The sequence below is a fragment of the [Clostridium] cellulosi genome (assembly GCF_036762875.1).
Lineage (GTDB): Bacteria > Bacillota > Clostridia > Oscillospirales > Ethanoligenentaceae > Ruminiclostridium_D > Ruminiclostridium_D cellulosi.
In genome coordinates, this window is record NZ_JBAIZF010000002.1 from 62,801 (window position 1) to 79,607 (window position 16,807).

Genomic DNA, 16,807 nt, shown 5'->3' on the forward strand with positions numbered 1-16,807 from the left:
AATGAGTGATAAAAAGATAACTGTTTCGGAACTCGCGGAGCACTGCGGTTTTGAAATATTACAGGGAGGCGCTTCTCTGAAAAAAGAAGTTACCGGTGGTTACTGCGGTGACCTTTTAAGCTGGGTCATGGGACGTGCTGCTTCCGGTAGCGCATGGATTACGGTAATGGGAAACGAAAATGCCGTCGCAGTGGCAGTTTTAACCGAGGTTGCCTGCATTATACTCGCACAGGGAGCTGAGATTGACGAAAAAGCGCTTTTGCGTGCAAAGGAAAACGATGTAGCAATACTGAAAAGCGGAGAAGGCGCTTTTGAAACGGCTTTGAAAGTCGGAGAGGCACTCAGAAATGATACGTGATAACCGAATCTATTATGATTTCCACCTCCATTCATGCCTTTCGCCGTGCGGCGACAAGGATATGACACCGAATAACATTGTAAATATGGCAAAACTAAAAGGACTCGGCGCAATAGCTTTGACTGACCACAACACCTGCGGCAACTGTGAAGCAACGATGAAGGTCGGCGAAAGGACAGGTCTTACGGTTTTGCCTGGAATGGAGCTTTGCACAAGTGAGGATATTCATGTCGTATGCCTGTTCAAAACGCTTGATGGAGCGCTCCAATTTGAAAAAGAAGTGAAAAAGACACTGCCCAAAATAAAAAACCGGCCTGAAATCTTCGGTGAGCAGTTGATTCTCGATGATATGGACAATACGATAGGTCAAGAGGAAACGCTGCTTATAAACGCCAGTGGAATAAGCGTTGACAGTGCTCTTGACTTAGCCAGACAGTTTGGGGGAACCGCTTTTCCAGCTCACGCAGACAAGATTGCCAACGGCATAATCGGCATACTGGGTGCGATACCGCCGGAGGCAGGTTTTAAAACAGTGGAGCTTTCGCTGAACTGCGATAAGGACAGTTTCTTGAAATCGAACCCTTATCTTCGGAATTTTCGCATTCTCCGTGATTCGGACGCCCACTATCTTTGGGACATCAGTGAAAGTAAATACTTTCTTCAGAATGTTTGCAATGACAGAACGAGCATCATTGATTTCATTGACAAAAACAATGATTAAATTTTTAACAAATAAGGCACAAATTTATATGGTTTTTATTATTGCTTTATGATATAATACTTTAAGTCGGTGTGCATTTATTTGATAAAATTTTAACATTTACCTTGAGGGAGGACGAAGTAATGCAAAAACGCAAAACGACCGTGCCTTTCAAGGGCACGAAGGAGCAGGAGGAGCGTCTTTACAAGGTTATTGAAGAGTTAAAGAACGAAAAAGGCGCGCTCATGCCGATTCTTCAGAAAGCTCAAGAAATCTATGGCTATCTTCCGATTGAGGTTCAAGAGATAATTGCGGAAAGCTTGGATATTCCCCTTGAAGAAGTCTATGGAGTTGCCAGTTTTTACGCGCAGTTTACATTGAATCCGAAAGGGAAATATAGTATTTCTGTCTGCCTCGGAACAGCCTGCTATGTAAAAGGCTCACAGCAGGTGCTCAACCGCATCAGTGAGAAGTTACATATCCAGCCGGGCGAGGTTACACCAGACGGAAAGTTTTCGCTTGACGCAACCCGCTGCATTGGTGCATGCGGACTTGCTCCGGTTATGATGATAAACGACGATGTCTACGGAAGACTGGTTCCGGATGATGTCGATAAGATACTTGAGAAATACAACTAATTGCGCATATGCAGGAAATATCGCTGAATATTATTGATCTCGCGCAAAATTCTATTGCGGCAAAGGCGGATCTTATTGAGATTTCAGTTGAAGAGTCGCATAAAGACGATACCTTAACTGTGACAATTGTTGATAACGGCAGCGGAATGTCACAAGAGCAGCTTAAATCGGTAACAGATCCGTTTTATACGACGCGGACAACGCGTAAGGTAGGTCTTGGAGTGCCGTTTTTTAAGATGGCGGCAGAAATGTCCGGCGGTAGTTTTGAAATCAGTTCAGAGCCGGGAAAAGGAACCCGGATATGCGGTGTTTTCGGGCTTTCACACATTGACCGCATGCCGCTCGGAGACATCAATGAGACAATATCAATGCTGATTTACTGCAACCCGGATATAGATTTTGTTTACAAAAGGCGCCGTGATGAAAAGAGTTTTACCCTTGATACTCGTGAACTAAGGAAAGTATTGCAGGGTGTGGCACTAAATACAAACGAAGTAATCCTTTGGATAAAGGATTTTTTGCGCGAAGGTGAAGCTGAGATTCAGTGAGTCGGTTAATTTTTATACGGAAAGGAAGATTGAGCAGTGAAAACTCTTGCTGAGCTTGAGGAAATCAGAAAAAAGATGCAAAGCAAAGTCAACATAAGAGAACACGGCTCTAACGTTACCCGCATAGTGGTCGGCATGGCAACATGCGGTATCGCTGCCGGAGCTCGTCCTGTTCTTAATAAGATTGCCGAGGAAGTCGCAAAAAGAAACCTTAAGGATGTTATTGTTACTCAGACAGGCTGCATCGGCATCTGCCAGTATGAGCCTGTAGTTGAAGTTTATGTACCTGGACAAGAGAAGGTCACATATGTCAAAATGACGCCCGAGAAAGCAGTTAGAATGGTTAACGATCATATTGTCAACGGCAACGTAGTTTATGAATACACAATCGGCGCGGTCGCAAAATAAGGAGGTTAAGATAATATGATACGCTCACATGTCCTTGTCTGCGGCGGTACCGGATGTACATCTTCTGGCAGCGAGCAGATAATAAAAACATTTGAAAGTGAAATAGAAAAAAACGGGCTTTCCGATGAAGTAAAGGTTGTAAGAACCGGTTGCTTCGGATTATGTGAATTAGGCCCGGTTGTTATCGTTTATCCTGAAGGTGCATTTTACAGCAGGGTAACAACAGAAGACGTCAGCGAAATTGTTTCAGAACATTTGCTGAAAGGCCGTATTGTCAAGAGACTTCTCTATCATGAGACAATCGATGAAGGCAATAAAGTCAAATCCCTCAACGAGACTCCGTTTTACAAAAAGCAGATGCGCCGCGCGCTTCGCAACTGCGGTGTAATCAACCCTGAAGATATTGACGAATACATAGCGAGGGACGGATACAAGGCGCTCGGAAAAGTGCTCACCGAGATGACTCCGGAAGAGGTTATCGACGTAGTTCTGAAATCCGGTCTCCGCGGACGCGGCGGTGCTGGTTTCCCGACTGGCCGCAAATGGCAGCTTGCCCGCATGAATGACGCAGATCAGAAATATGTTTGCTGCAATGCTGACGAAGGCGACCCGGGTGCATTTATGGACCGTTCAGTTCTCGAAGGCGACCCGCACTCTGTTCTTGAAGCTATGGCGATCGCTGGTTATGCAATCGGCGCAAATCAGGGTTACATCTATGTCCGTGCTGAGTACCCGATTGCTATTAAGAGACTGAGCATAGCTATCGAGCAGGCACATGAATATGGACTGCTTGGCAAGAACATATTCAACACCGGTTTTGATTTTGATATTGGCCTTAGACTCGGCGCAGGCGCTTTTGTCTGCGGTGAAGAGACAGCCCTTATGACTTCAATTGAAGGTCACCGCGGCGAACCGCATCCACGTCCTCCCTTCCCGGCTGTCAAAGGACTGTTCGGCAAGCCGACAATCCTCAACAACGTCGAGACCTATGCTAACATCCCGCAGATTATTCTCAATGGTCCAGAATGGTTCGCTTCTGTCGGTACAGAAAAATCAAAGGGCACAAAGGTTTTTGCTCTCGGTGGTAAGATTAAGCATACGGGACTTGTTGAAATCCCGATGGGTACAACTTTGCGTGAAATCGTAGAAGAAATAGGCGGCGGCGTTCCGAACGGCAAGAAGTTCAAGGCTGCTCAGACAGGCGGTCCTTCCGGCGGATGCATTCCTGCTTCACTCATAGATACACCAATTGATTACGACCAGCTTATTTCTATCGGTTCAATGATGGGTTCAGGTGGACTTATCGTTATGGACGAGGACACCTGCATGGTCGATATCGCGAAGTTCTTCCTTGAATTCACGGTTGATGAGTCTTGTGGTAAGTGCACACCTTGCCGTATCGGTACAAGGCGTCTCCTCGAAATGCTTAACAAGATAACTTCCGGTAAGGGTGAGCCTGGAGACATCGAAAAGCTCGAAGAGCTCTGCCATTACATTAAAGATAACGCACTCTGCGGACTTGGACAGACAGCTCCTAACCCGGTGCTTTCTACTCTGAGATATTTCCGCGACGAGTACGAGGCTCATGTTAATGAGAAAAAGTGCCCGGCGGGAGTCTGCAAGGATCTCCTTTCCTATGTAATCGATCCTGATAAGTGCAAAGGCTGCACACTTTGCGCACGCAACTGTCCGGCTGGTGCTATTACCGGCACTGTCAAGAAACCTCATGTCATTGACAAATCTAAATGTATAAAATGCGGTGTCTGCCAGCAGAAATGTAAATTTGGCGCCGTTCTCAAGAAATAAGAAGGAGAGTGCTGTTCTATGTCTAATGATATGGTTAATATACAAATTAACGGCATGCCTCTTTCCGTGCCGAAGGGCTCAACTATACTCGAGGCGGCGCGGCAGGCAGGCATTAAAATACCGACACTTTGTTACCTCAAGGATATAAATGAAATCGGCGCCTGCAGAATGTGCGTCGTCGAAGTAAAGAATGCGAGATCACTCGTAGCGGCCTGCGTTTACCCAGTTAACGAGGGTATGGAAATATTCACAAACACTGAAAGGGTACGCAAATCCCGCAAATTAACCCTTGAACTCATTCTTTCAACACACAAACGCGAGTGCCTTTCCTGCGTACGCAGCGGAGATTGCGAGCTTCAGAGGCTTTGCCGTGAATTAGGCGTTGATGACGCTGAATATTTCAAAGGCGATATGCCAGTTTCTGCAGTTGACGATTCAACAGGCGTTATTGTCCGCGACAATTCCAAGTGTGTACTTTGCCGCCGTTGTTCTGCTGCATGCTCAAAGCTGCAGGCTGTCGGTGTAATCGGCGCTAACGACCGCGGTTTTGATACACATATCGGCTGCGTTATGGACCGTGAGCTCAAGGATGTTCCTTGCGTATCATGCGGCCAGTGCATAGTGGCCTGCCCGACAGGCGCTTTGCATGAAAAGGACGATACAGATAAGGTTTGGGCAGCTCTTGCTGATCCGACAAAGCATGTTGTTGTCAACACTGCTCCTTCTGTCCGTGTAACCCTCGGTGAATGCTTCGGCATGCCGATCGGTACAAACGTAAAGGGCAAGATGGTTGCGGCTCTCCGCAGGCTCGGTTTTGATAAGGTATTCGATACCGACTTTTCTGCTGACCTCACAATCGTTGAGGAAGCTAACGAGCTCGTTGAGCGCATTAAAAACGGCGGAAAGATGCCGATGATTACGTCCTGCTCACCTGGATGGATAAAGTTCTGCGAGTATTATTATCCAGAATTTATAGACAACCTTTCAACCTGCAAATCACCTCAACAGATGTTCGGTGCAGTAGCTAAGACATGGTATGCGCAGAAGATGGGCATTGACCCGAAGGATATCTTCGTTGTATCCATCATGCCTTGCACTGCAAAGAAGTTTGAGGCGCGCAGAGAGAATCAGGCAGCTTCAGGCTATCCTGATATCGATGTTGCTCTTACAACACGTGAGCTTGCCCGCATGATCGAGCGTGCTGGACTTGACTTTGCTTCTCTTCCGGATGAGGAATTCGATTCGCCGCTTGGCGATTCAACTGGCGCAGGTGCTATTTTCGGTGCAACCGGAGGCGTTATGGAAGCTGCCCTCCGTACAGCGGCCGAAACCCTCACAGGAAAACCGCTTGAAAAAGTCGAATTCAATGAAGTTCGCGGCACTGAGGGCATTAAAGAGGCAACATACAAGATTGGTGACCTTGAACTTAAAGTTGCGGTCACAAGCGGACTTGCAAACGCGAAACGTCTCCTCGACAGCGTCAAGGCGGGCGAGAAGAAATATGACTTCATCGAAGTCATGGCTTGCCCGGGCGACTGCGTAAACGGCGGCGGTCAACCGACTCAACCTGCAAGTGTACGCAACACCGTTGACCTTAAGGCTATCCGCGGCGCTGCACTTTACGCTGAGGACGAAAACCTGCCTCTCAGAAAGTCACATGAGAATCCCACTATCAAGGCTCTCTATGCCGAGTATCTTGGGGAGCCGGGAAGCCATAAGGCTCATGAAGTCCTTCACACTTCTTATGTCGCAAGGAAAAAATACTAATTATTTTAAAAGCAATAAAGCCGCGAACAGTTAAAAAGCTGTTCGCGGTTTGCTTTTTGACTAAAAATATTCTGATTTTAATGATAAAGTGGTTAAAAACTATTATTTTAAAATGAAAATTCCAGCGGTAAAATAGTATTTGCAAATTTGATTGCTCAACTTTATAAGTCAACATATTTCGACGGTATGTTTGTTTGGAGGATATTTTAGTTTTGGAAATTACAGGCTCAAAGAAATGGTTGATTCTCGTAATCACATCAATATCAACATTTATGGCAACACTTGATTCAAGCATTGTAAACATCGCTCTTCCGGTAATTTCAAAAGATTTAAAGGTTTCAATCAGCCAGATTCAATGGGTGGTTACAAGTTACCTGCTGACGATATCGATGCTTTTGCTCGTTTGGGGTAAATTGTCCGACCTCTACGGCAAGAAAAAGATATTTTCATCAGGTTTTATAATTTTTGCACTGGGCTCGGGCATGTGCGGATTGTCGCATACGCTTGAGTTTCTCGTAATATCAAGAATTGTGCAGGCCATTGGTGCTTCCGCCATGATGTCACTGAGTCAGGGCATTGTAACCGGTACTTTCCCGCCGGAGGAGCGAGGCAAAGCGCTCGGATTTGTAGGGGCCATGGTTGCGCTCGGCAATATGACCGGCCCGAGTCTCGGCGGAATACTGCTCCACTTTTTCAACTGGCAGGCTATATTCTTCATTAACGTGCCTATCGGCATTATCGGGCTGATAGCGTCGGCTATTGTTATACCTGAAATATTTGAAGTGCAAGATGTAAAATATTTTGACTTAAAGGGCACGTTGCTTTTCAGTTTTGGGGTGCTTGTACTGTTCCTGGGGCTTTTGTTTGTCCAGCAGGGAACAATTCCGACAATATATTTAATACCGGCCATAATTATTGCAGCGGCTGCATTTATTCTTTTTGTTTTTGTTGAGAAGAAGAGTATAAACCCGCTGATTGACCCTGAGCTTTTTAAAATCCACGAGTTTTCTTACGGGCTTGTAGCGGCATATCTGTCATTTATCGCGCTGATTTCGGTGCTATTTTTCATGCCGTTTTATTTGGAGAATCTTCTGAAACTCAGCGCTTTGCATGCGAGCATTATTATCTCTGTTTATCCGTTGACGACTGCGATTGTGGCGCCTATAAGCGGATGGCTGTCCGACAAGCTTACTTACAGGCCGCTCACAATTACCGGAATGGCGGCGGCAACAGTATCTTTGCTTCTGCTTTCGACGCTTCACCGAAATTCGCCTATCTGGGAAATTTTATTGCTTCTCTGCCTGCTCGGTTTCGGTATAGCGACTTTTCAGTCGCCGAATAACAGCAGCGTAATGGGGAGCGTTCAGCGTGACCAGCTTGGTATAGCAGGCGGTATAAACGCGCTTTTTAGGAATCTCGGATTGGTGTCCGGAGCAGCTTTTTCTGTTTTAATCTATTCATTTTCGACTAAATCGAGCATAAATTCGCTTTCAGGCGGGAAGTTTAACCCCAGTTCCTTCATCAAAGGATTTTCTTATATAATGCTTTTTGACGCTGTATGCACGTTCATAGCCATGCTAATAAGCGTTAGACGGACAGTAAAAACAGCAAAAGAGGAAATTCAGAAATAATTTGGATAAAAACCTGCCAAATAGCCCCATATATCATGAGCCTCTATTATAGAAGATAAAATATATTCAAGCCATAAATTACAAGATTTAAAGTTGAAGAATCTGGGCAACATATAGTTGAAATCTTTATAATGGAGGCTATGAAAGTGAACAAAACTCTTGCAACCTTTTCGAAAGGTGTAGCTGCAGGTATAGCTGTCGGTACTGCTGTTGGTATGATTGCCCGTCCTATGGATGTGCGCAAACGTGCCCGCATGAAGAAGAATGCAGCAAAAACTATCCGTGCAATAGGTGAAGTTTTTTCAGACGTACAAAATATTATTAGATAAATGTTCATATAAAGCAACTGCACCCGGGATCTTATTGGGTGCAGTTTTGTATTCTTTCCCGTTTATACATAAAACTGTGTGTCAAAACTCTTTGTGATTTACATTTTAGAGCCGAGTTACTTCTGGATTGTTTACAAAAGGGTAATTGAATTTTAACTAATTATGGTTTAATATAAAAGACAGGCTGTTTATGTAAACAGCCTGACTAAAGTAATATGGATCGAGGTAAAATTGAGATTAAAGCTTATTGCCTGCAAAGTTATATGCAGGGAAATATCAGGACTAATTGCTAAAAGTGAAAATTATATAGATGTTACGTTCATAAGGCAGGGGTATCATAACGAGCCGGCAAAACTAAATGAAATAATAAAACGCGAAATCGACCGCATTGATAAACGGATTGACACACATTCATGCAATGCTCAAGGGATGGATTTTGACGCGATTCTTTTGGGTTTTGGGCTATGCTCAAACGGCCTTGTCGGTATTTCATCAGAGAGGTATCAAATCGTGGTACCTCGTGCGCATGACTGCGTGACGCTGCTTCTCGGTTCTGCGAAAGAGTACAGGAGAATATTTGACGAATGCAGCGGCGGCGTCTATTGGTATTCCCCTGGGTGGATAGAAAACTGTCCTATGCCGTGCGAAAAAACGTCACAGATGAAGTACGAGATGTATAAGGAAAAGTACGGCGTCGACAACGCACAGTTTTTAATCCACAGCGAGGAATTGAACCTTCGGAATTACAAGCGTGCCGCATATATTGACACTGGTTTCAAGCGGGATGAATATGCCCAATTTACAAAGGAGGCCGCAGATTATTTCGGCTGGGAGTATAAAGAGTACCGCGGTGATTTATCCTTGCTTTCAGATTTAATAAACGGGAACTGGGACAATGACAGATTCCTTATTGTGCCCAAAGGTACACATATTGCCCAAAGCTATGATGAAAAAATAATAAGGGCAGAAAAGGGCGCTACAATCAATTAGTGAAAAGGGGAATTCGTTTGAACCGCCTCATCTCTTCTATAAATAAGAATAAAACAGGCATGCTGATAATGGTTTTTTCTGCGCTCGCGTCTGCGTTTGGTCAGTATTTCTGGAAGCTTGCCGGAACAAATAATCTGCTCCTGCTGCTTGTCGGGTTTGCTTTGTACGGTATAGGCGCGTTGTGTATGATTACAGCGTTTAGATTCGGCAGTTTTTCGGTTTTGCACCCAATGCAGACTTTAGGGTATGTTTTTGCACTGTTTATAGGATTATTTTTTTTGAATGAAGCTTTAACGCCGCAGAAGGCCATAGGTGTGCTGTTTATTCTTTTCGGCGTAGCAATGATAGGTGTCGGCGATGAATAAGATATTTCTGATAGCAGTTATTATATTTATGACAATGCTTGGGGCTTTGGGCGGATTTTTCTTTAAGCGAAGCAGCGCGGGAGGTTCCATCCTTTCGATTATTAAGAATAAGGAGCTTTATATCGGCGGAATAATCTATATCGCTTCTGCACTGTTAAATATATGGGTCTTAAAGTACATGCAGTATTCAGTCGTACTGCCGATGACAGCGATAACATATATCTGGACAATGATTATCTCAAGGATTGTCCTGAAAGAAAAGATAACGGTGAAAAAGGCGTTCGGTGTAGCGTCGATTATAGTTGGAGCAGTATTTTTAAGTATGTAGTTGCCGGTCAGCAGTCTCTGTTTTGAGACTGCTTTTTTATGCTGTCAGCGGCAAATTTCTATTCTACGCCCAGTACCCTGTGCATACTAAAAAAGTGTTCTGGACCCTGCGCTTTAAAATAACAAAGGATAAGGCTATTTTTTACAAAAAATAAAAGCAAACTATATCAGATAAATAACATAAAGTGTAAAAAATTGTTGACATAGAGAGAATAATACATTATAATGTAATAAATATAACAAGGTTAATTTACTAAATAATATAAAATTAATATTCAACGCTTCTTTTATAGCTTTTATAACGCTTCACTCACCTTAAGCCAATGACAGTTAGAAGAGGTGTTTTGACATGAAAAGAGTCAGAATTATATCGACAATTTTGGCACTGACTTTAATTTTAGGTGTAACAGCCGCTGGATGCACCAAGGCGAGTACAAGCAAAAAGACAAGGCAGCTTGTAATTGCGAATTGGAAAGGGTACGGTTCAGACACGCCCTATGCAATCAACACGTTCGAGAAGGCGAATAACTGCAAAATCGTACATCAGTATTACGATTCCGAAGACGGGCTTTTGAATATGCTCAAACAGGGCGGCATCGGCAAAATCGACGTTATGCTCCCTAATCTCGGTTATATGCAGCGTGTTATAAAGCAAAATTTGGCAGAGCCAATCGATTTATCGAAACTTAAAAATTACAATGATATTATAGAAGATTTAAGAAATCAAAAGGATTTAAGGGACTCAAACGGCAAAGTTTACGGTATTCCGTGGGTATGGGGTACTACCTCAATCGGATATAATCCGGACAAGATTAAGGAAAAGCCTACAAGCATTGCGGTTTTGTGGGATCCAAAATACAAGGGACAAATTGCGTTTAATGATGATTATACCTGTGCAGTGCTTTCTGCTGCGTTGTACCTTAAAGAAAAGGATCCATACAATCCAAACCTCGACAAAGTCAAAGAGGTGCTTATCAAGGCAAAACAGAACAGCAAGCTGCTCTGGTCGAGCTATGATGATTTTTCAAAGGCATATACCTCAGGCTCGGTTATACTTGGCAACGTATGGTCCGGCGCAGCCACAGAGCTTAAAGCCGAAGGCCAAAAGATTGAATACATATATCCTGAAGAGGGTACTGTCGCTTGGCTGGATACCTGGTGCATAGCTAAAAATGCGCCCAACAAGGATCTGGCGTATAAATGGATAGATTTTATGACGTCAACTGAATTCCAGAAGAAGTTCACATCAAATCCAAAGGACCAGCCTCCTATTCCGGCAAACAAAAAGGTGTTCGATTCAATGACCGATGAACAGAAAAAAGCGCTTTGGGTTTATCCGTCAGTCCCGACAAACTTGGTAATGGAGAAGTCACTTCCCGATGAAACCACTGAAAAGTGGCAGAAACTCTGGGATGAAGTAAAGGCTTCCTAAAACTGGAGATAACTTAGGAAGGCCAATTATCATCATTATGATTGGTAATTGGCCTTTTTTGCATTAAAGGACAGATTAACTTGAAAAAAGAAAGAAAAACAATTCTAAATAGCCCTTTGATGGCGCTGCCTTCACAGGGATTGCTGCTTTTAATGATAATCTTTCCAATATGCCTGCTTATCCTATACAGTTTTTCAAAAGGAAATATCACTGCGGGGATACCGACATCGTTTTCAGCAGCTAATTATAAGGAAATGCTCACAAGCCCTATTTTTTATAAACTTATGCTTAAGTCGATAATTATAGGGCTTGAGGTGACGGTATTCTGCGTTGTCATTTCAGCACCGGCGGCATGGGCGCTGGCGAAAGCGGTCAAGGCCACCCGCCGCAGTTTTGGCGTTATGCTCATCATAATACCGTTTTTTACTTCACACCTTTTGCTCATCTATTCAATTATGGTGGTATTTGAGTCGAAAGGCATTCTAATGTCACTTCTCGGTTTTCTCCATCTCGCCGACCCGACAGAATCTATAGTATATACAAGGCCCTTCGTGGTGATTTTGCTTGTTTATGAATATCTGCCCTATATGATATTGTCGCTCTATTCGTCGTTTGAGCAGATAGACGACGCACTGCTTGCCGCGTCGTCGACGCTCGGCGCAGGAACCTTTACGACATTGCGCAAGATAGTGTTCCCGCTGTCGCTTCCGGGGCTGCTTACAGGCATACTGCTTGTATTCGTGCCTGCTGTCGGCAGTTTTGTAGAGCCTGCTGTTGCGGGCGGCCCGAATGGAATGATGATAGGCTCGCTTATTGACTCCAATTTCAGCATGTCTCTCAATATGTGCTATGGCGCAGCATTGTCGCTTGCATTTCTCATTATACTTTTGATTCTCGTGACTATCATCAACCTGATATTTAAATTTCTCAGCCGGCGTGTGGGAGGGGAAGTATAATGAGAGGTTTTAACCGCTTCTGCCGCATCTGGCTCTACATAGTCTACGCGATATTGTTTATTCCTATCGTAATAGTTGTTCTGATGTCATTTAACCAGTCGGAATACGGCACTTTCCCGATAAAATTTACTCTTGACTGGTATATTTTGCTTTTCACCGAGAGCAATCTGCTGTCGGCGACATGGCTGTCGATATGGTTTTCATTCGTAGTCGCCTTAGCCGCCGTAGTTATAGGCGTCATGGCCGCAATCGGCATGAGGGGAATGAGCAAGAAGGCGCTGAATATGTTTTCAACGCTGCTGAACGTGCCGATTATAATTCCGTGGCTTGTGCTCTCAACAGCTCTGCTTATTTTGTTTAATGCAGTAGGCATAGGGCGCTCTTACATCAACATGTTCTTGGGCAATCTCACTGTTGTAATACCCTATGTTGTTCTTGTTGTTTATGGACGCATGTCAGGAACGGATACGATGCCGGAAGAAGCTGCCCGAACGCTTGGCGCCGGGTCTCTTCGCATACTTATAGACATAACTTTGCCGGAAGCCTTCCCGGCGATTCTGTCCGGCGGGCTGATGGCGTTTGTAGTCTGTTTTAATAACTTTGTAGTGCAGTATTATCTTGCGCCGTTCGGAGTAAGGACACTGCCGCTTGAAATCTACAACATGGTTCGCGTCGGGTACAAACCAGACATGAACGCGCTTGCCTCTATTATCATGCTGTTTTCGGTAATACTCGTCGTTTTGGTATCTAAGCTGGGTTTCAAAGCCGGTCATATTTCAAATTTAAGAAGCAACATGAATAAGCCAGTGGATTAACCCGGCGGTTCAAGACAGGAGTACAAAACGGTTTTGGGGGCAAAACGGAATGTTGAAAAACTTGTTACGGTCTGCCGCAGATGGAGTAAGGTTTTGCAAGGATTTCCGGGGAAAAATTGCGCGTGCGCAGCATTTGTCCCATCCAAAAGTTCGTTCGGACAGCGGATTTGCTGGGCGTCCGGCCACCGATAAAAAGACCGCCAAACGCAAAACCTTCAGCGAATATTGGTCATCCCGAAACCGTTATAGGCACATACAGGCTTCTGCTAATGATAAGAAGGGTTAGCTAATCCGGGTTCTGTATTTTCTGCTCATTGAAGCGTTTCATGATAGGCACAGAACAATGCTCAAACAAGCGATGTGAAAAGAAATTGGGGTGGTAGCTTGGCAAAGCTCGAAGTCCGAGGGCTCAGCAAGTCGTTCGGCCAAACAAAAGTGCTGAATAACATCTCGTTTGAAGTAAATGACGGCGAATTCTTATCATTTCTCGGCCCGTCGGGATGCGGAAAGACGACAATACTTAAGATAATTACAGGGCTCGAACAGCCCGACAGCGGGGAAGTGCTGATAAACGGAGTCAGTATATTAAACCTGCCGACCGAAAAGAGAAACTTAGGCATGGTATTTCAGAATTACGCCCTGTTTCCCCATATGACGGTGTTTGGCAACGTCGCCTATGGCCTCAAGGTCCGGCATATGCCAAAGAAAGAAATCGAAGAAAAGGTCAAATGGGCCCTCAACTTGGTCAGAATGTCGGGCATGGAGGACAGAAAGGTAACACAGCTTTCCGGCGGTCAGCAGCAAAGAGTAGCGCTTGCCCGCGCTCTTGTCATCCAACCGGACATTCTGCTCCTTGACGAACCCCTGTCTGCACTTGACCGCAAGATTCGGGCGGAAATGCAGGAAGAAATCAGGAATATCCAGAAAAAGCTCGGCATCACAACGGTTTTTGTCACTCACGACCAGGAAGAAGCTATGTCGATGTCCGACCAGATAATCCTGATGAACAACGGCACGATTGAACAAAAAGCTGACCCGCGGACGCTTTACAACAATCCTGTAAGCGTTTTCGCCTCGAACTTTTTAGGGCATGCAAACACCCTTTGCGGAACGCTCAAAAAGACAAGTGACGGCTTTATCTTGCAGGGCAGAGGTTGGAGTTTTGCTGTCGGAGAACCGTACGGGGCAAAAGACGGGATCCGCGCAACAGCGGCGATAAGGGGCGAGAATTTTATTGTATCGGATACCGAAAAGCCCGGACTGTGCAAAGCCAAGATTCTCACTAAGATATTTTCAGGTGCGTTGTGTAAACTCTCTGTCGCTCTCGGCGATGATAATGCGGAAGTTGTGTTGATGAGCGGCGAAGCGGCACGTTTCAGCGAGGGCGACATCGTCTATCTGGGCGCCAAGCCGGAGCATATATCGGTGTTTCTGGAAGCTTCAGATAAATAACGAACGGTAAATAATTTTAAGATATAAAAAGTGGCTTCTGCTTTAGCAGCAGAAGCCACAGCCATACATTCAAATATATTGTTCCTTGTAGCAGGCTGCCTTTATTGAGGCGGTTGTTTTAAATTCGGTTCAGGACACATAATTTTATGTAAATTAATTGCAAAAATATATTAATTCTGTTATAATGGCATATGCAAAGGGTAACGTATGGGCGGTTAGTCACTCTCCCGAAAGGGAGGTGATGCGCATGGAGTATATTGTAGCCGTAATTATTTTATTGATTGTTGCTACAGGATACATAAAAAGCGTAAAAAAATAACCGCCCTCCGGTCCAATGGAAGCGGTTATTTTTCCGTGAAACTGGGCTAACCGTTTATACGGTTTTACCCTTTGCTTTTATTATATGCTATGAAATAGGGCTTGTCAATATTACGCATATAGCTTGTCCAAAATAAGATAACATACAAAGTCATCGTCGCAGTTTTCAACCTGTGACGATGGCTTTTTTGCTGCTTTCACCTATTTAAACAATTCTTTTAAGATTCTTTCAGGGTTATTCAAAAATTGCTTTGTCAGCATATAATGTTCTGTTTCATAATATGGCTTTTTAGAAATTCCTTCTTCACTCAATACAAAAATGTCTGCATCAGGGAAGGCAAGCAATATAGACGAGTGAGTCGCGATAATAAACTGGAAATTCTTTTTCACCAGATTATTTATTAAAACCATCAGCGTGAGCTGCCGTGATGGGGAAAAGTGTAGCTTCAGGCTCATCCAAAATTAGAGTACATTTCCGCCAAATCTATTCTGCACGAGGGATATAAGCTTTCTCCATGTGATTTTTCGTGCAATGAACCGCCGTAATAATCTTTGAAGGGTATGGGCGCATTAGTTGACATGTCCAACTTCTCAATGTAACTTGCTACATTATAAAAGCTTTCGGCCCTTAGGAAAAACCCGTCTTTCGGACGCATATATCCTTTTGTGACTGTCACATAGTCAAACAGTGGTGAATGAGTGTCATAGGATGAAAAAACAAAGTTCTTAGTGCCACATCAGGGTTAAATCCCAAATTTACGGCAATAGCTTCTAAAAGAGTTGATTTCCCGCTGCCGTTTTCACCAACAATAATGGATACGTTTTTCGATAGTTTTAAAGTGTCTAAATGCCTGATTATAGGCAGGGAGAATGGGTATTGATTGTAATTTTCAATCTTGTCCCTCTTTAGTGATATCTCTTTAATATACAGATCTTTAGGCATGTTCCATCTACCTTATATGTTATGAATAGCATACCAAGTGCCCCAACAATATCATTATGGTAAATTATAATAGCTATTATCTCATGATTCAAGATGTTTACTTTAATGCGCTTCCTTATTTTAACGCGGATAACGCAAATAAAAATATTGTTCAATTTTATTATAAAAGAGCGCTAAAATTAAAAAAAGCTATTGACATTACATATAAGCCATGCTATCATAATGTCAGGTGGTCATGACAACATACCGACATGATGTATAGACAATATTACAAAGGGAAGTGTCAGATAATGTTAGAAATGTTGCCAAAGTATTATGTGCTGAAGAGGAAAATTGTCGAAATGATCGACAGTGAAGAGCTCAAGGAAAATGACATGATTCCAAGCGAACGTGAGCTAATGGAAAAATACGGTTTTAGCCGTATCACTGTCAGAAAAGCTATTGATGACCTTGTAAACGAAGGATATCTTTATCGGGTGCAAGGGAAAGGTACATATGTAAAAGGTGATGAATTCAACCAAGATCTATTTCAGCTCACAAGTTGTACAGAGGAAATAAAGAGAATGGGTATGAAACCGACCAAAAAGATAATTGAGTCGGGAGTAATTGAAGCAGATAAAGTTCGTCAGAGAAGATTACAGCTTGAAGAAGGTGATAAAGTTTTCTATGCGAAGCGCATTTACTATGCTGACGGAGAGCCGCTGAACTATACGACCATATATCTTCCATACAAGATTTTCCCTGATATCGAGAAATTTGATTGGGAAAAAGAATCAGTTTACGACGTCATGGAGAAGCATTATGCGGTCAAAATTCTGACGGCTGAACGCACTTTAGAGGCTGTAACCGTGCAGAATGAGGTGTCTGACTATCTCAACATGAAAGAAAATGCTCCAGTCTTGTTGTTCAGAGGAATAACATTCGGCAGGGTAAATGGTGCTGAACGTCCTATCGAGACTTTCAAAAGTTTTTATCGCTCAGATAAGATGAAGTTCTTTATTAAGCAGGCAAGATAATAAGTTAA

18 protein-coding genes and 1 pseudogene are annotated in these 16,807 nt (G+C 43.7%); 18 read left to right on the forward strand and 1 reads right to left on the reverse strand.

The genetic code is table 11. The annotated features are described in order from the left end of the window. The first annotated feature begins 1 nt into the window (after position 1). The 17 genes from V6C21_RS00410 to V6C21_RS00490 all read left to right on the forward strand — a co-directional run bounded on the left by V6C21_RS00410 (position 2) and on the right by V6C21_RS00490 (position 14,522). Entirely contained in the window at positions 2–358 is a 357-nt protein-coding gene (locus tag V6C21_RS00410; RefSeq protein ID WP_479268050.1) for a DRTGG domain-containing protein, read from the forward strand. Next, positions 348–1,079, forward strand: a complete 732-nt coding sequence (locus V6C21_RS00415; RefSeq protein WP_479268051.1) for a PHP domain-containing protein — start codon at positions 348–350, stop codon at positions 1,077–1,079. Before V6C21_RS00410 ends, V6C21_RS00415 begins: the two co-directional genes overlap by 11 nt. Before the next feature lie 122 nt (positions 1,080–1,201). Next, positions 1,202–1,696 (forward strand): NADH-quinone oxidoreductase subunit NuoE, encoded by a 495-nt coding sequence (nuoE, locus tag V6C21_RS00420; protein ID WP_034839093.1) that lies wholly within the window; start codon positions 1,202–1,204, stop codon positions 1,694–1,696. A gap of 8 nt (positions 1,697–1,704) precedes the next feature. After that, entirely contained in the window at positions 1,705–2,244 is a 540-nt protein-coding gene (locus tag V6C21_RS00425) for an ATP-binding protein (protein WP_045085370.1), read from the forward strand. A 36-nt stretch (positions 2,245–2,280) separates the two neighbouring features. Beyond that, positions 2,281–2,652, forward strand: coding sequence for a (2Fe-2S) ferredoxin domain-containing protein (locus tag V6C21_RS00430; RefSeq protein WP_034839105.1), 372 nt, complete (start codon positions 2,281–2,283; stop codon positions 2,650–2,652). A 15-nt stretch (positions 2,653–2,667) separates the two neighbouring features. Beyond that, entirely contained in the window at positions 2,668–4,458 is a 1,791-nt protein-coding gene (locus V6C21_RS00435) for an NADH-ubiquinone oxidoreductase-F iron-sulfur binding region domain-containing protein (RefSeq protein WP_034839109.1), read from the forward strand. A gap of 18 nt (positions 4,459–4,476) precedes the next feature. Then, the gene (locus tag V6C21_RS00440) at positions 4,477–6,225 is read left to right on the forward strand and encodes an NADH-dependent [FeFe] hydrogenase, group A6 (protein ID WP_479268052.1); all 1,749 of its coding nucleotides are present in this window, start codon (positions 4,477–4,479) and stop codon (positions 6,223–6,225) included. Between the two features lie 212 nt (positions 6,226–6,437). Then, the gene (locus tag V6C21_RS00445; RefSeq protein ID WP_479268053.1) at positions 6,438–7,856 is read left to right on the forward strand and encodes an MFS transporter; all 1,419 of its coding nucleotides are present in this window, start codon (positions 6,438–6,440) and stop codon (positions 7,854–7,856) included. 146 nt (positions 7,857–8,002) lie between these two features. Next, complete coding sequence (locus V6C21_RS00450) at positions 8,003–8,185, forward strand: hypothetical protein (RefSeq protein ID WP_034839113.1); 183 nt, start codon at positions 8,003–8,005, stop codon at positions 8,183–8,185. A 231-nt stretch (positions 8,186–8,416) separates the two neighbouring features. Beyond that, positions 8,417–9,175 carry a DUF1638 domain-containing protein gene (locus V6C21_RS00455; protein ID WP_034839114.1) on the forward strand — a complete coding sequence of 253 codons (759 nt, stop codon included), beginning with the start codon at positions 8,417–8,419 and terminating at the stop codon, positions 9,173–9,175. 17 nt (positions 9,176–9,192) lie between these two features. Next, positions 9,193–9,540 (forward strand): EamA family transporter, encoded by a 348-nt coding sequence (locus V6C21_RS00460; protein ID WP_034839116.1) that lies wholly within the window; start codon positions 9,193–9,195, stop codon positions 9,538–9,540. Next, on the forward strand, positions 9,533–9,868 hold the full coding sequence (locus tag V6C21_RS00465; RefSeq protein ID WP_034839118.1) for an EamA family transporter: 336 nt from the start codon (positions 9,533–9,535) through the stop codon (positions 9,866–9,868). Before V6C21_RS00460 ends, V6C21_RS00465 begins: the two co-directional genes overlap by 8 nt. Before the next feature lie 348 nt (positions 9,869–10,216). Next, complete coding sequence (locus V6C21_RS00470; RefSeq protein ID WP_045085374.1) at positions 10,217–11,299, forward strand: ABC transporter substrate-binding protein; 1,083 nt, start codon at positions 10,217–10,219, stop codon at positions 11,297–11,299. A gap of 152 nt (positions 11,300–11,451) precedes the next feature. Continuing rightward, positions 11,452–12,255 carry an ABC transporter permease gene (locus V6C21_RS00475; RefSeq protein WP_479268054.1) on the forward strand — a complete coding sequence of 268 codons (804 nt, stop codon included), beginning with the start codon at positions 11,452–11,454 and terminating at the stop codon, positions 12,253–12,255. Then, positions 12,255–13,070 (forward strand): ABC transporter permease, encoded by an 816-nt coding sequence (locus V6C21_RS00480; protein WP_479268055.1) that lies wholly within the window; start codon positions 12,255–12,257, stop codon positions 13,068–13,070. The genes V6C21_RS00475 and V6C21_RS00480 overlap by 1 nt, the downstream gene beginning before the upstream one ends. Before the next feature lie 49 nt (positions 13,071–13,119). Then, on the forward strand, positions 13,120–13,356 hold the full coding sequence (locus V6C21_RS00485) for a hypothetical protein (protein WP_034839129.1): 237 nt from the start codon (positions 13,120–13,122) through the stop codon (positions 13,354–13,356). A 98-nt stretch (positions 13,357–13,454) separates the two neighbouring features. Next, positions 13,455–14,522 carry an ATP-binding cassette domain-containing protein gene (locus V6C21_RS00490; RefSeq protein ID WP_034839132.1) on the forward strand — a complete coding sequence of 356 codons (1,068 nt, stop codon included), beginning with the start codon at positions 13,455–13,457 and terminating at the stop codon, positions 14,520–14,522. Between the two features lie 519 nt (positions 14,523–15,041). Here V6C21_RS00490 and V6C21_RS00495 read toward each other — a convergent pair. Next, positions 15,042–15,783, reverse strand: a pseudogene (locus V6C21_RS00495) (AAA family ATPase). Between the two features lie 290 nt (positions 15,784–16,073). Between V6C21_RS00495 and V6C21_RS00500 the strand changes: the two are divergent. Then, positions 16,074–16,799 carry a GntR family transcriptional regulator gene (locus V6C21_RS00500; protein ID WP_034839134.1) on the forward strand — a complete coding sequence of 242 codons (726 nt, stop codon included), beginning with the start codon at positions 16,074–16,076 and terminating at the stop codon, positions 16,797–16,799. Positions 16,800–16,807: the final 8 nt, after the last annotated feature.

What these genes read in the sequence shown, in the direction of transcription:
- V6C21_RS00500 (WP_034839134.1), top strand. Translation starts at nt 16,074, where the DNA reads ATGTTAGAAATGTTGCCAAAGTATTATGTGCTGAAGAGGAAAATTGTC.
- V6C21_RS00485 (WP_034839129.1), top strand. Translation starts at nt 13,120, where the DNA reads ATGTTGAAAAACTTGTTACGGTCTGCCGCAGATGGAGTAAGGTTTTGC.
- V6C21_RS00435 (WP_034839109.1), top strand. Translation starts at nt 2,668, where the DNA reads ATGATACGCTCACATGTCCTTGTCTGCGGCGGTACCGGATGTACATCT.
- V6C21_RS00480 (WP_479268055.1), top strand. Translation starts at nt 12,255, where the DNA reads ATGAGAGGTTTTAACCGCTTCTGCCGCATCTGGCTCTACATAGTCTAC.
- V6C21_RS00465 (WP_034839118.1), top strand. Translation starts at nt 9,533, where the DNA reads ATGAATAAGATATTTCTGATAGCAGTTATTATATTTATGACAATGCTT.
- V6C21_RS00425 (WP_045085370.1), top strand. Translation starts at nt 1,705, where the DNA reads ATGCAGGAAATATCGCTGAATATTATTGATCTCGCGCAAAATTCTATT.
- V6C21_RS00440 (WP_479268052.1), top strand. Translation starts at nt 4,477, where the DNA reads ATGTCTAATGATATGGTTAATATACAAATTAACGGCATGCCTCTTTCC.
- V6C21_RS00470 (WP_045085374.1), top strand. Translation starts at nt 10,217, where the DNA reads ATGAAAAGAGTCAGAATTATATCGACAATTTTGGCACTGACTTTAATT.
- V6C21_RS00410 (WP_479268050.1), top strand. Translation starts at nt 2, where the DNA reads ATGAGTGATAAAAAGATAACTGTTTCGGAACTCGCGGAGCACTGCGGT.
- nuoE (WP_034839093.1), top strand. Translation starts at nt 1,202, where the DNA reads ATGCAAAAACGCAAAACGACCGTGCCTTTCAAGGGCACGAAGGAGCAG.
- V6C21_RS00415 (WP_479268051.1), top strand. Translation starts at nt 348, where the DNA reads ATGATACGTGATAACCGAATCTATTATGATTTCCACCTCCATTCATGC.
- V6C21_RS00475 (WP_479268054.1), top strand. Translation starts at nt 11,452, where the DNA reads ATGATAATCTTTCCAATATGCCTGCTTATCCTATACAGTTTTTCAAAA.